Origin of the sequence: Citrobacter rodentium NBRC 105723 = DSM 16636, assembly GCF_021278985.1 — a bacterium.
GTDB classification, from domain to species: Bacteria; Pseudomonadota; Gammaproteobacteria; order Enterobacterales; family Enterobacteriaceae; genus Citrobacter_A; species Citrobacter_A rodentium.
In genome coordinates this window covers 1,989,741-2,001,388 of record NZ_CP082833.1, presented here as the reverse complement: position 1 = coordinate 2,001,388, position 11,648 = coordinate 1,989,741, and the positions used below count along the sequence as shown (strand labels likewise).

Below are 11,648 nucleotides of genomic sequence, written 5' to 3'. Positions count from 1 at the left end.
ATTACTTTCCTTGTACAGGCGCGATAACCGCCTCATCCGTCATTAACAGCAAATGCAGTGAATCAAGATTATCCAGCCGCAGCCGGTGATCGCCTGCGCTGCGGTAGCGGGCGAACAATACGATGGCCTCCGCCGGCGCGTCGCGCAGCGGGTTTTCTTCGCTGATGTAGCGAGAACCGGGAACCAGTTCCAGTGACCAGACGCGGAGACCATCGGGCGCGTCGCGCAGCAGTTGCGATTTTGCGTTAAACCACTGCGCCGCCGGGAGCGACTGAACGGTGGGGACCAGAGCGGCGTCGGCAATGGCGACGATATCCACCGCAACGGGCGCGTTATCATTGGCATCAGGCGCTGTGTCTATCTGTACCGCATTCAATTCCACTCGTTTTTGCCAGAATGCGCAGCCGCCCGTTTGCATACAGAATAAAATCAATAAAATAAGATATATTGAACGGCTGATGCTGTGGCTCATATAAATTCCCTTTATATTCCGGTAAAGAAAGTAATTAATATCGATGATTTGTTTTTTGATTTAAGTCATTATACTGCGTTGCGTATAAATAAAAACGTTCGGCCAGTTATTTGAAATATGAATATCCCAGCATGTAAATATCAATAACCTAAATAGATTGTTTTATAATGTTTTGATTTTAAGGTGAAAAGTGTATTGTCCTGTTGGTTTGTCAGCCAGGCGATTTTCTTGCGAAAAAAATCCGATTGATATTTGCTTATTGTTATGTTTTTTTATAATAAAAGAAGCTGTTAATAGACCGTGTTTTCGAATAAATGGTACCGTATTTATGGTGTCAGGGATACTTTGCTCAAAAAGGATTTGATTATGGCCGAAAGCATTCAACATAAACTCAACCAAATAAGACCGCCGCGCGTTCAAATTACCTATGACGTGGAAACCGGCGGGGCCGTTGAGAAAAAAGAACTGCCTATGGTGGTGGGGATTCTGGCCGATCTGTCCGGTCAGCCAGCCTCCCCGCCGCAGAAACTTCGCGAACGTCGCTTCGTCGAAATCGACCGCGATAACTTTGATGACGTACTTTCCTCGATCTCCCCCCGCCTGGCGATTCAGGTGGATAACCGCCTGGCGAACGATGACAGCAAGCTCAACGTTGAACTGAATTTCAGAACATTCGAAGACTTTACCCCTCTCAACATTATCAACCAGGTTAAGCCGCTTCAGCGTCTTTTTCTTGCCCGCCAGCGCCTGCGCGATCTGTTGACCAAGCTGGACGGCAACGACGATCTGGACACGCTGCTGCAGCAGGTGGTCAATGACAATGCGGAGCTGCAGGCGCTGCGTCCGGCAGAGAAAAACTCTACGACGGAAAACGTTTAACCGAAGAGGTGACGAACAATGGAAAATGTTCAGGAACAGGCTGAAACCAGCGGCCAGACGGTCACGCTGAGCGTGCTGGATCGCATTATTCAGGAAGGCCGCATGGCGCGGGATGAGCTTCAGCAAACCTACGCTCGCGACATGCTGGAAGAGCTGGCTACGCAAATTCTCGATGAAGGCATGGCGGTGGAAAACGACACTGTCGCGATGATCAACCATCGCATCGCGCAGATTGATGAACTGATTAGCGCCCAGCTTAACGAAGTGCTGCATCACCCCGACATGCAGAGGCTGGAGGCCAGCTGGCGCGGCCTGCATCAGTTTGTGATGAATACCGAAACCAGCGCCCGCCTGAAGCTGCGCCTGCTCAACGTCTCGCGTAAAGAGCTGCAGGACGATCTGGAAAAGGCGGTTGAATTTGACCAGAGCACGCTGTTTAAAAAGCTGTATGAAGAGGAGTACGGCACTTTCGGCGGCAATCCGTACAGCGTCCTGGTTGGCGACTTTGAGTTTGGCCGCCACCCGCAGGATGTGGCGCTGCTGGAAAAAATCTCGCAGGTTGCCGCCGCGGCCCACGCGCCGTTTATCGCTGCCGCCAGCCCGCGCCTGTTCGACATGGGATCGTTTGCCGAGCTGAGCGTCCCGCGCGATCTGGCGAAAATCTTCGAGAGCAGCGAGTTAATCAAATGGCGGGCCTTCCGCGAAAGCGAAGATTCACGCTACGTGTCGCTGGTGCTGCCGCACGTGCTGCAACGTTTGCCCTATGGGCCGGATACTCTGCCGGTGGAAGGGATTAACTTTGTTGAAGACGTGGATGGACTGGATGCCAGCAAATACCTGTGGGGCAACGCCGCCTGGGCGCTGGCTAACCGGATCACCGAAGCATTTACCCTCTATGGCTGGTGTGCGGCAATCCGCGGTGTGGAAGGCGGCGGGCTGGTGCAGCATCTACCGGCTCACACTTTTTCCACCCCTTCCGGCGATATCAGCCTGCGCTGCCCGACGGAGATCGCCATTACCGATCGTCGTGAGAAAGAGCTTAACGATCTCGGTTTTATCGCGCTGTGCCACAAAAAGAACACCGATACGGCGGCCTTTTTTGGCGGGCAGACGACCAATCAGGCAAAAATCTACAACACGCCGGAAGCCAACGCCAACGCGCGTATTTCAGCGATGCTGCCCTATGTTTTCGCCGCTTCCCGCTTTGCGCACTACCTGAAGGTGATCATGCGCGATAAGGTCGGCAGCTTTCTGAGTCGCGACGAGGTGGAAAGCTATCTTAATAACTGGATCGCTGACTACGTGCTGCTGCGTGATACCGCTCCTCAGGAGATCAAGGCGCGTTATCCGCTACGTGAAGCGCGTATCGACGTGAGTGAAGTGCCCGGCAAACCTGGGGTTTACCGCGCCGTTGTGTTCCTGCGCCCGCACTTCCAGCTCGAAGAACTCACTACTTCAATTCGCCTGGTCGCGGAACTGCCGCCGCCAGCTGCGGCCTGATCGATAAGGAAATAAATGATGGATGCAATTTTTTTAAAGCTGGAAGGCATTGATGGCGAGAGCTTGGTAAAAGGATTTGAGAAACAGCTCGAGATCATGTCCTACAGCCATAACGTGGCGATGCAGGTGACGAACGACGTCAGTAACACCGAGCGCACCTCCGGGCGCGCCCATGTTGGCGAATTTTCTCTGACCAAGTTTGTCGATCTCTCTACCCCGGTGCTCAACGAATACTGCTGCTGCGGGAAGGTGATCCCCACGGCGGTACTGACGCTGTGCCGTAACGACAATGGCAATATGCTGCCGTTTATTGTCTACACCTTAAACAATGTCATTATTTCTCAGCTCAACGTCAGCGGCGGATCCGGCGGTAAGCCAGTGGAGACAATGTCGCTGAACTTCACCAAAATCAAATGGGAGATCACCGCTCAGAAATCGGCCGGGCAAAAAGAGGGTAACTCTTCTTCCGTTTGGGATATGGCGATGAACCAGAAAGGGCGTTGATGAAGCAGCCCGCCATTCCGGTTGCGCTATTCGACAGACTGGTGGATGAGAATATTTCGCCGCGTGAATCGGTACGCCGTGAACTGATCTGCCTGTTTAATACCCGCGCCCCGCAGCAGACCGAAGGATTACCGCCGCTGCTTATCTGGGGCGCTCCCGAGTGGCATGGTCTGAACGTGAGCGACAAACGGGTGCTTAACGGCGTCTGCCGCCAGTTGCGCAGCGCGATCTTGCGTCTTGAACCGCGAATTGTGGCGCTGACGGTGAGCGTGAAAGAGGCGGGCCAGCAGGCATTGGCGCTGCATATCGATGCGCAGCTCTGGCACGACGACGCCCCGCTACAACTGGAGTTAGCCTGGCGCAACGGTAGTTGGCAATAGACGATACAAGGGGTGATCAATGGACGATCGACTGCTTGATAATTACCTGCAGGAGCTACGCTGGCTGCGTTCGGTTAGCGGCGACTTTGCCCGCCGTCATCCGCAGGTGGCCGCGCGCCTGCGTTTAAGCGAATTTGACTGCCCGGACCCTCACGTTGAGCGTCTGCTGGAAGGTTTCGCGTTGCAAAGCGCCCGCCTGCACCAGCGGCTGGACGACGGCTTCGGCGAACTGAGCGAGTCGCTGCTGGAACAGCTCTCTCCGCATCTGATGCGTCCTTTTCCCTCAACCGCTACCGCCTGTTTCATCCCCGATCCGTTAGCAGGCGATCTGACGCGTGGCTATACGATGCCCGCAGGAACGCCGCTGTATGCGCTGAACGCCGAAGGGAAAACGGTCTGGTGGCGGACCGCGCTGGAGCAGACCCTGTGGCCGGTGGCGATCGACGAGCTTGCCTGGTGCGACGCCGCGACCGCACAGCTTCACAGCGGGCTGGCGGATGCGCGAAGCGCGTTGCGTATTCGGCTGCGCTGCCTGGCGCCGTATCGTTTTTCGCAACTGGCGATGAGTTCGCTGCGCGTACATCTTTGTGGTTCACCGCAGGTTAACGCCGCTCTTTTCGATTTACTTTATGCCCACGCTATCGGACCCCGGCGTCCGCAGCCCGTGGGCGTACGCAATGCGTCAGATATTTTGCCTTTCGATGCCGCTACGGCGGCCAGCGGAGTGGCGCTGAGCGCGTGGATGCATTGCCCACAGGCGCTGATGTATTTCGATCTGCCGATGCCGCCAGGCGCGGAAGACGACACTATGACGTTACTGATCCCGTTTGATTGCGCTCCGCCAACCGCGCAGCCTCTGCAGCCGGATGATATACGCCCCGGCTGCGCGCCCCTGGTTAATCTTTTTGCCCGCACCTCGGAACCGCTGATCGCTGAACATACCCGCAGCGAACAGCGGCTGGTAGCGGACCATAACGACAGCGCCGTGCAGATTTATCGCGTCCAGGCGCTGTGGATGAGCAATCAGGAGTCGGCATGGCGCGTCCCCCCTTATTATTCGGCGCAGGGACACAGTGAAAGCCGCTGGTTCTGGCATACGCGCCGTCATCGCATGCAGGACAATACGCTGTGGTTGACCCTGGTGGACAGCTGTTTTGATCCGGCAGAGCCAGCGGAGGAGGCCAGTCTGACGGCCCGGCTGTGGTGTAGCAACGGCGAGACGGCGCTGTCGCTGGCGGCGGGCACCCCTCTCGCATTCGCACTGCCTGGTCCGGTAGCGCAGGCGCGTCTTCTGGGAACGCCAACGGCGCCTTCCTCTCCCATTGCCCGGCGTGACGCGCGCTGGCGGTTGGTCTCGTCGCTGGCGCTTAATCATCTGTCGCTCACCGATGGCGAAACGGCGCTCGCTTCGTTGAAGGAGATGCTGTCGCTCTACGCTCCGTCCAGCGCGTCGTCTGCCGTCTGGCAGCAGATCAACGGCATCAGCGACCTGCGCTGCGAACGGGTAAGCGAACATCGCGGCGGCGAGGCCTGGCGCGGGTGGCATAACGGCCTTCGTGTGACGTTGACGCTCGATCCGAAAGCTTTTACGGCCAGTAGCCGCCTGCTGTTTGCCGCGATTATCGCCCGCTATCTGGCGCGGAACGCCACGGCGAACTGCTTTGTTCAATGTGTCTTACAGGATGACGGGAGGACGTTGCCGCTATGGCGCGACACCGGAGAAACGGCGCTATCAGCGTAATTGAGCGTCTGCGTCGCGAGCCGTGGAGCTTCTCGCTGGAGCAATACGTCAGGCTGATTGAACTGAGCGGCATCCTCCCCGAACTGTACGGTGACACGGGACTGGCCTTCGCGCCTGCGGAGGTTGGCGTACAGCGTGATGGTCATCTGCGGGTATGCAGCCTTGGACCGGGCGGCGCCGACGGCGTGCTGCCTTACGACTGGCTGGAGTGGCTGCAGCAGGCGACTCAGGATAAAAATGCCGCTCCGCAGGATTTTCTCAGCCTGTTTCAGCGGCGGCTGATTGAACACCATTGCCGCAGCCTGAGTCTCTGGCGGCTGGCGCCCCCCTATGCCACGCGGGAACAGGCGCCAGGGTTCGCGATTATGCGCGCGCTGTGCGGCTTTGATTCACCGGCAATGCGGTATGGATCGCCCCGATTGCTGGCGCAGAGCGGATTGCTGGCAAATCGCAGGCGTTCGACAGAGGGCTTTATCGCTCTCGCGGCAGCGGTATTGAACGTCACGCTGCGCGCTGAAGAATTTATTGGTCGCTGGCAGACGTTGCCGCCTGCTTCACAGGGACGTATCGGTTGCCGCCTTGGGCGGGACAGCGTGGCGGGAAGGCGCGCCTGGAACCAGCATGCGGCTTTGCGGGTGCATCTGCAGGTCGACAGCGAGACGCAGTGGCGGACATTTTTACCCGGCGGCGAGGGATTTCAGACCCTGGCCTGGCTGGGCCAGGTCTGGTTTGGCGCAGGAATAACACTGGAACTGGTATTAAGCGGCACGCTGGCGCTCGACGCTATGCTCACCCGCAACAACCCGCCGCGACTCGGACGCACCGCACAGCTCGGTGGACGCAGGAAGTCATCATTCAGCTGCCGACAGCATCTTAAGGAGAATACAACATGGACTTAAAAGCGCTGGTACAGCGGCTGAACCCGGTTTGTCTGTACGCGCTGGAACAGGCCGCCGGGCGTAGCCGGGCGCAGGGGCACTGGTTTGTGGAGCCGGAACATCTGCTGCTGGCATTGCTGGACGACGAGCACTGCGATCTGGCGTGCTGCCTTGACGGCGCGGGGATTCCTGTCGACGCGCTGCGCGATGAGATCCGGCGCGCCCAGTCGCAGTTCAGAACCGGCTGTACGCGAATGCCGGTCTTTTCTGCGCAGTTGGTGGAGCTGCTGGAGGGGGCGCTGTTACTGACCACTTTCCGTCAGTTGAAGCAGGTGCGCTCCGCGCTGCTGCTGCTGACTCTGCTCACCCGCGATCGCCTGCGCGCCCAGTTGGCGCAGGGGCTACCGCTGCTGTTAAAGATCTCCGCAGAACAACTGGAAGATCATTGGCTGAATTGGTGTCGTGGATCCGCTGAAGCGGTGAGCGATAGATCGGACGCTGACGCGGCGGTTCGCGGCGACAGCGTGCTGGATCAATACACACACGATCTTACCCGTGAAGCCCGGCAAGGACGGATCGACCCGATCATCGGGCGTGATGCTGAAATCCGTCAGTGCATTGACATTCTGCTGCGCCGTCGGCAGAACAACCCGATTCTGGTAGGCGCGCCGGGCGTCGGGAAAACCGCCGTCGCCGAAGGGCTGGCGCTGCGTATCGCCGAAGGCAGCGTGCCGCCGCCTCTGCGTGATGTGGCGCTGCTTTCACTCGATCTCGGCCTGTTACAGGCGGGGGCGGGAGTGAAAGGCGAATTTGAGCAGCGCCTGAAAGGGGTGATTGAGGCGGTCAAAAAATCCTCTCAGCCGATCGTCTTGTTTATCGACGAAGCCCATACGCTGATTGGCGCAGGCGGCGCCGAGGGCGGCAGCGATGCCGCCAACCTGCTGAAGCCAGCGCTGGCGCGTGGCGAGCTGCGAACCATTGCCGCTACCACCTGGCAGGAGTACAAAAAATATTTTGAGAAGGACCCGGCGCTGGATCGCCGTTTTCAGCGCATTCATATTGAAGAGCCGGACGAGGATAGCGCGGTGATGATGCTGCGGGCGGTGGCCGATAAGCTGGAAGCGCACCACGGGGTGCAGATTCTGGATACCGCTATTCGAGAGGCGGTGCGCCTGTCGCAACGCTACATCTCCGGGCGTCAGCTACCGGATAAGGCTATCAGCGTCCTTGATACCGCCTGTTCGCGGGTGGCGCTGGCGCAGCATGATATCCCTCCGGCGTTGGAGGAGGTTCGCCAGCAGCTGGCTACCATTGAGGAAGAGAGCGTGCGTCTGAATCGCGAGCTGCTGGTGGGCATCGATCATCACGATCGGCTATGCGATCTGGAGGCGCAGGCGAAGCTGTTGCAGCTTCAGGCGCAGGAGGTGGAGGAACGCTGGCAGGATGAACGCCAGCGGGTCGGCGAACTGCTGGCTGCCCGTCAACGGATGCTGGCGCTGAACGCGCGGCTGGACGACGAGGAAGAACTGGAACAGGAGCTGGTGGAGTGCGCGGCACTGATCGGCAAACTGGAAACCGCCGCCGTCCAACTCCGCGATGAAGTGCCGCTGGTACCAGACTGCGTTGATGCCGCCACCGTTGCAGCAGTGATCGGCGGCTGGACCGGGATACCGATCGGGCAGATGCTTACTGATGAAGCGCACGCGCTGCGTACGCTGGTCGAACGGATGAGCGAGCGGGTGATGGGGCAACGGGCAGCGCTTGAGACTATCGCCCGGCGGCTGCGCGCCTACCGCAGCGGCCTGACCGATCCGCAAAAGCCGGTTGGCGTATTCCTGCTGGTGGGGCCAACCGGCGTTGGCAAAACTGAAACCGCCTATGCGCTGGCCGATGCGCTCTACGGCGGCGAACGAAATCTCATCACCATCAACCTCTCCGAATACCAGGAAGCGCACACCGTCAGCCAGTTAAAAGGCGCGCCGCCGGGTTACGTCGGCTATGGCAGCGGTGGGGCGCTAACTGAAGCCGTGCGCCGCCGTCCTTACTCTGTGGTTCTGCTGGATGAAATCGAAAAGGCGCATCCGGACGTGCTGGAGGCGTTTTATAACGTCTTCGACAAAGGCGTCATGGAGGACGGTACCGGATTAATTGTCGACTTCAAAAACACGGTGATGCTGGCGACCAGCAACGTCGGGGCGGAGTTAATTCTTGAAACGCCGACTTCTGAATTCAATAGCGAGTGGTTTAATACGGCGATGCGCGAAGAGTTGTTGCGCCATTTTCGTCCGGCGTTTTTAGCGAGGATGACCACAGTAGCCTATCGCGCGTTGGATGAAGAAACATTAAAAGGCATTGTGCTGGCGAAACTGGAGAAATTAGCTCAACGGTATCTGGTGGCGACAGGTGAGAAATTAAATATGGAGGATGGGCTGGTCGAAAGGGTAATGGATCAATGTAAGGGAGTGGGGGCCAGAGATATTGAGAATCTGGTGATTGGGGCAGTAATGGGCGATAAATAAATGCGTGGAGGAAAAGAACTTCGGATAGCTATTGAAAATGCCTTTACAGATGAAAAGCTTAGTGAAAATTTCGAGCTGCTGGCGCTCATGCTCTTAAGGAGTTAAAACTTAAGTGAACTGAGCGCTTATTCTTCGCTGAAGGGTATTGCTATGAAAATTGACCAGTCTACAGATTTTCTCTTATGAACAAGAAAGGAATTTCCAATGTCCGATACCGCCATTATCAGACTCAGCGCTCCATTGCTGACCGGCCTGACTGTCTCCTCAGCGCAGACTGAATCACAGCTCAACGCGCTCACTACCGCCACCGTCGCAGGAACCAGCTGTGCGCCGTTAACGTTAGACAGCGCGCTGGCAACCCATCTGACCGCCACGATAAACAATGCCGACTACGATGGGCTGATTGCCGGGGCGTACCAGCTTCCGGCGACCGGTAACGCTGACCGCTATCAGTTTGTGTTACGTCCGTGGTTGTGGTGGCTGACGCTCTCCAGCAATAACCGCGTTTTTCAGAACCTGAACGTTCAGGAGATTGTCGGAAATATATTTAAAGATGCAGGTTTTTCCGATTATAAATTCCAGCTTAAAACCACACCGGTGAAGCGTGAATACTGTCTGCAATATAATGAAAGCGACTTTAATTTTGTTTCCCGTCTGCTGGAGCAGGAGGGGATCTTCTGGTTCTTCACTCATCAGGAAGGTAAGCATACGCTGGTGCTGGCTGACGATAACAGCGCCTTCCCGCCGATTCCAGGCGACAAAAAGGTAAAATATCAGGCTGCGCAGAGCGGTGAGCGGGAAATCGGGGCGATTCGCTCGGCAGAGCTGCGTTTACAGGCTACCGCTCAGGGCTTCCAGAGCAGCGATTATAATTACGAGCAGCCGAAAGCGCCGCTGTTCTCCTGGGCGGGTGAACAGAAGGGGGGCATGCACTATCAGCATCCGGGGCGCTTTAGCGCCAAAGACGCTGGCGATGCGCTGGCGGCGTGGAAGGTTAATGCGCTGAAGACGCAGGCGAAACAGCTGGTAGGTGAAAGCGACTGCGCGGCGCTGATGGCCGGGCACTGGTTTACGCTTACCGATCATGACGACAAATCCCTGAACATCGACTGGCTGATTATCGCGGTTAACCATGAATATGATGGTTCCCGATACCATAACCGTTTTACCGCCATTCCGAAGTCCACGCCGTATCGTCCGCTGTCCGCGACGCCTGCGCCGTTTATGCATACGCAAACGGCGACGGTGGTTGGCAAAAGCGGCGAAGAGATCTGGACCGACAAACTTGGGCGGGTAAAAGTGCAGTTCCCGTGGGACAGAGAAGGCAATAATAACGAAACCAGCTCCTGCTGGTTACGGGTAGCTACCGCCTGGAGCGGCAACGGATTTGGCGCGCAGTTTATCCCGCGTATCGGCCAGGAGGTCGTCGTGAGCTTTATCGACGGCGACCCGGATAAGCCGTTGATAACAGGCTGCGTCTACAACGGCGCGAATGCCTTGCCGTATGCGCTGCCGGCAAACCAGACCCAGTCCGGCATTAAAACGAAAAGTGAAAAAGGCTTCAATGAACTGCGCTTCGACGACAAAAAAGACGCCGAGTTACTGGCTATGCAGGCGCAGAAAGATTTTCATCTTATGGTGCTTAACGACAGCAAAACCACCATCGGCCACGATGAGATTCACAGCGTCAAAAACGATCGCACCCACACCGTTGAAGAGGGGAACGAAACCGTCACCGTGAAAAAAGGTCACCGGACGGTAAAAATCGAGAAGGGTAGCGACACGCTGGAGGTGAAGGACAAGCGCAGTGTGACGGTGGAGGGCGATCAGGAACACGCGGTGGAGGGTAACGAAACGCATAAGGTAAAAGGCAACTATACCCTCAATGTTGACGGCAATCTGACCATTAAGGTAAACGGCACGCTAACCCTGGAAAGCGGTAAAAATTTGGAGGTGAAGAGCGGGGCAAATCTTAACGCCAGAGCTTCGGCCAGCCTGAAAATGAACGCCACTAGCATTGCCAGCGAAGCAGAATCCTCTTTGACTCAGAAAGCCGCCACCATTAGCCAGGAAGCGAAAGCGACCCTGACCAGCAAAGCCAGCGCCACCCAGACCGTAGACGGCGGCGGTATGTTGGTGATTAAAGGCGGGATGGTGAAGATCAACTGACGGAGACATGATGATCGAAACGCTGGAACTACAGCAGGATCGTACCCGTATGCAGGCCGCGCTGAGCGACGGCCTGCTTAACGGCGAGATGCGGATTGAGGAACAGGGACGGTTGCTGACGATCCTGCGCTATCAGCAGGGCGTGCTCCACGGCAAAATGGAGAACTGGCATCCTAACGGGCAGCTGGCGCTGGAGCAGATGTATCAACATGGCAGACTCCATGGCGTTGCGCGCTATTTTTCACCGGAAGGGAAGCTGGTGCGCGAGGAGCACTGGCATGACGGTGAGCAGCACGGTGAAAGCCGAAGCTTTTACCCTTCCGGCGCGCTGCATCTGCGCGAACAATGGCTACATGGTTTGCGACATCAGTGTAGTGAACAGTTTTATCCGGACGGCGCGCTGGCGCTACGGCAATATTATGAACAAGGAAAGCTTAAAAAAGAGACCGAACGCTGGCTACCGGATGGTCGCATCATCGGCGCTGATGGCAAACTCCAGTCGCGGCTGAGCAAATGGACGGAGCGGTTGTAAAACGTCACCCTGCGCTTTCAGTCAGTGCTCGGGCGTTCCGCCTAATACATAGCTGAGGCGTGCAGGACGTGGGT

At 57.1% G+C, this 11,648-nt stretch carries 10 protein-coding genes; 9 read left to right on the top strand and 1 reads right to left on the bottom strand.

What is annotated here, in order from left to right:
* Position 1: 1 nt before the first annotated feature.
* Entirely contained in the window at positions 2–472 is a 471-nt protein-coding gene (locus K7R23_RS09450) for a hypothetical protein (RefSeq protein WP_012907477.1), read from the bottom strand.
* Between the two features lie 366 nt (positions 473–838).
* Here K7R23_RS09450 and tssB point away from each other — a divergent pair, with 366 nt between their 5' ends.
* The 9 genes from tssB to K7R23_RS09405 all read left to right on the top strand — a co-directional run bounded on the left by tssB (position 839) and on the right by K7R23_RS09405 (position 11,574).
* Positions 839–1,351 (top strand): type VI secretion system contractile sheath small subunit, encoded by a 513-nt coding sequence (tssB, locus tag K7R23_RS09445; RefSeq protein ID WP_012907478.1) that lies wholly within the window; start codon positions 839–841, stop codon positions 1,349–1,351.
* Between the two features lie 18 nt (positions 1,352–1,369).
* Positions 1,370–2,851 carry a type VI secretion system contractile sheath large subunit gene (gene tssC, locus K7R23_RS09440; RefSeq protein WP_012907479.1) on the top strand — a complete coding sequence of 494 codons (1,482 nt, stop codon included), beginning with the start codon at positions 1,370–1,372 and terminating at the stop codon, positions 2,849–2,851.
* Between the two features lie 18 nt (positions 2,852–2,869).
* Positions 2,870–3,355, top strand: coding sequence for an Hcp family type VI secretion system effector (locus K7R23_RS09435; protein WP_012907480.1), 486 nt, complete (start codon positions 2,870–2,872; stop codon positions 3,353–3,355).
* Positions 3,355–3,735 (top strand): anti-adapter protein IraD, encoded by a 381-nt coding sequence (gene iraD, locus K7R23_RS09430; RefSeq protein ID WP_012907481.1) that lies wholly within the window; start codon positions 3,355–3,357, stop codon positions 3,733–3,735. Before K7R23_RS09435 ends, iraD begins: the two co-directional genes overlap by 1 nt.
* Before the next feature lie 19 nt (positions 3,736–3,754).
* Positions 3,755–5,476, top strand: coding sequence for a type VI secretion system baseplate subunit TssF (tssF, locus tag K7R23_RS09425; RefSeq protein WP_012907482.1), 1,722 nt, complete (start codon positions 3,755–3,757; stop codon positions 5,474–5,476).
* Positions 5,440–6,375 carry a type VI secretion system baseplate subunit TssG gene (locus K7R23_RS09420; protein ID WP_012907483.1) on the top strand — a complete coding sequence of 312 codons (936 nt, stop codon included), beginning with the start codon at positions 5,440–5,442 and terminating at the stop codon, positions 6,373–6,375. Before tssF ends, K7R23_RS09420 begins: the two co-directional genes overlap by 37 nt.
* Positions 6,366–8,873 (top strand): type VI secretion system ATPase TssH, encoded by a 2,508-nt coding sequence (gene tssH / locus K7R23_RS09415; RefSeq protein ID WP_012907484.1) that lies wholly within the window; start codon positions 6,366–6,368, stop codon positions 8,871–8,873. The genes K7R23_RS09420 and tssH overlap by 10 nt, the downstream gene beginning before the upstream one ends.
* A 204-nt stretch (positions 8,874–9,077) precedes the next feature.
* Positions 9,078–11,042, top strand: a complete 1,965-nt coding sequence (locus tag K7R23_RS09410) for a type VI secretion system Vgr family protein (RefSeq protein ID WP_012907485.1) — start codon at positions 9,078–9,080, stop codon at positions 11,040–11,042.
* A gap of 7 nt (positions 11,043–11,049) precedes the next feature.
* Positions 11,050–11,574 (top strand): toxin-antitoxin system YwqK family antitoxin, encoded by a 525-nt coding sequence (locus K7R23_RS09405; protein WP_012907486.1) that lies wholly within the window; start codon positions 11,050–11,052, stop codon positions 11,572–11,574.
* Positions 11,575–11,648 lie beyond the last annotated feature (74 nt).

Bases quoted from the DNA above. Each gene is read 5' to 3' on its own strand.
- K7R23_RS09405 (WP_012907486.1), top strand. From the start codon at position 11,050: ATGATGATCGAAACGCTGGAACTACAGCAGGATCGTACCCGTATGCAG.
- tssF (WP_012907482.1), top strand. From the start codon at position 3,755: ATGGACGATCGACTGCTTGATAATTACCTGCAGGAGCTACGCTGGCTG.
- iraD (WP_012907481.1), top strand. From the start codon at position 3,355: ATGAAGCAGCCCGCCATTCCGGTTGCGCTATTCGACAGACTGGTGGAT.
- tssC (WP_012907479.1), top strand. From the start codon at position 1,370: ATGGAAAATGTTCAGGAACAGGCTGAAACCAGCGGCCAGACGGTCACG.
- K7R23_RS09410 (WP_012907485.1), top strand. From the start codon at position 9,078: ATGTCCGATACCGCCATTATCAGACTCAGCGCTCCATTGCTGACCGGC.
- tssB (WP_012907478.1), top strand. From the start codon at position 839: ATGGCCGAAAGCATTCAACATAAACTCAACCAAATAAGACCGCCGCGC.
- K7R23_RS09435 (WP_012907480.1), top strand. From the start codon at position 2,870: ATGGATGCAATTTTTTTAAAGCTGGAAGGCATTGATGGCGAGAGCTTG.
- tssH (WP_012907484.1), top strand. From the start codon at position 6,366: ATGGACTTAAAAGCGCTGGTACAGCGGCTGAACCCGGTTTGTCTGTAC.
- K7R23_RS09420 (WP_012907483.1), top strand. From the start codon at position 5,440: ATGGCGCGACACCGGAGAAACGGCGCTATCAGCGTAATTGAGCGTCTG.
- K7R23_RS09450 (WP_012907477.1), bottom strand. From the start codon at position 472: ATGAGCCACAGCATCAGCCGTTCAATATATCTTATTTTATTGATTTTA.